Here is a 1,238-nt window from a genome sequence, read left to right as displayed (position 1 = left end):
TCCGGAAGTCCCCGATTTCACACTGCCAAGAAAAGCCTCTAGCGAGGGAAGAGGTGCCCGTACCGCAAACCGACACAGGTAGGCGAGGAGAGAATCCTAAGGCGCGCGGGAGAACTCTCGTTAAGGAACTCGGCAAAATGACCCCGTAACTTCGGGAGAAGGGGTGCTCTTTGGGGTGAAGAGCCCTGAAGAGCCGCAGTGAAAAGGCCCAAGCGACTGTTTATCAAAAACACAGGTCTCTGCGAAGCCGAAAGGCGACGTATAGGGGCTGACACCTGCCCGGTGCTGGAAGGTTAAGGGGAGCGCTTAGCGGAAGCGAAGGTGCGAACCGAAGCCCCAGTAAACGGCGGCCGTAACTATAACGGTCCTAAGGTAGCGAAATTCCTTGTCGGGTAAGTTCCGACCCGCACGAAAGGTGTAACGACTTGGGCGCTGTCTCAACGAGAGACCCGGTGAAATTATACTACCTGTGAAGATGCAGGTTACCCGCGACAGGACGGAAAGACCCCGTGGAGCTTTACTGCAGCCTGATATGGAATTTTGGTATCGCTTGTACAGGATAGGTGGGAGCCTGGGAAGCCGGAGCGCCAGCTTCGGTGGAGGCGTCGGTGGGATACCACCCTGGCGGTATTGAAATTCTAACCCGCACCCCTTATCGGGGTGGGAGACAGTGTCAGGTGGGCAGTTTGACTGGGGCGGTCGCCTCCCAAAAGGTAACGGAGGCGCCCAAAGGTTCCCTCAGAATGGTTGGAAATCATTCGGAGAGTGCAAAGGCACAAGGGAGCTTGACTGCGAGACGGACAGGTCGAGCAGGGACGAAAGTCGGGCTTAGTGATCCGGTGGTTCCGCATGGAAGGGCCATCGCTCAACGGATAAAAGCTACCCCGGGGATAACAGGCTGATCTCCCCCAAGAGTCCACATCGACGGGGAGGTTTGGCACCTCGATGTCGGCTCATCGCATCCTGGGGCTGTAGTCGGTCCCAAGGGTTGGGCTGTTCGCCCATTAAAGCGGTACGCGAGCTGGGTTCAGAACGTCGTGAGACAGTTCGGTCCCTATCCGTCGCGGGCGCAGGAAATTTGAGAGGAGCTGTCCTTAGTACGAGAGGACCGGGATGGACGCACCGCTGGTGTACCAGTTGTCCCGCCAGGGGCACCGCTGGGTAGCTATGTGCGGACGGGATAAGCGCTGAAAGCATCTAAGCGTGAAGCCCCCCTCAAGATGAGATTTCCCACCGCG

1 rRNA gene is annotated in these 1,238 nt (G+C 57.8%); it reads left to right on the top strand.

The features are described 5' to 3' along the window. Positions 1 to 1,238 (top strand): 23S ribosomal RNA (locus BRO54_RS18800); the annotation flags it as partial.

The sequence above is a fragment of the Geobacillus proteiniphilus genome, assembly GCF_001908025.1.
Lineage (GTDB): Bacteria > Bacillota > Bacilli > Bacillales > Anoxybacillaceae > Geobacillus > Geobacillus proteiniphilus.
This window is presented reverse-complemented; position numbering and strand designations above follow the sequence as displayed.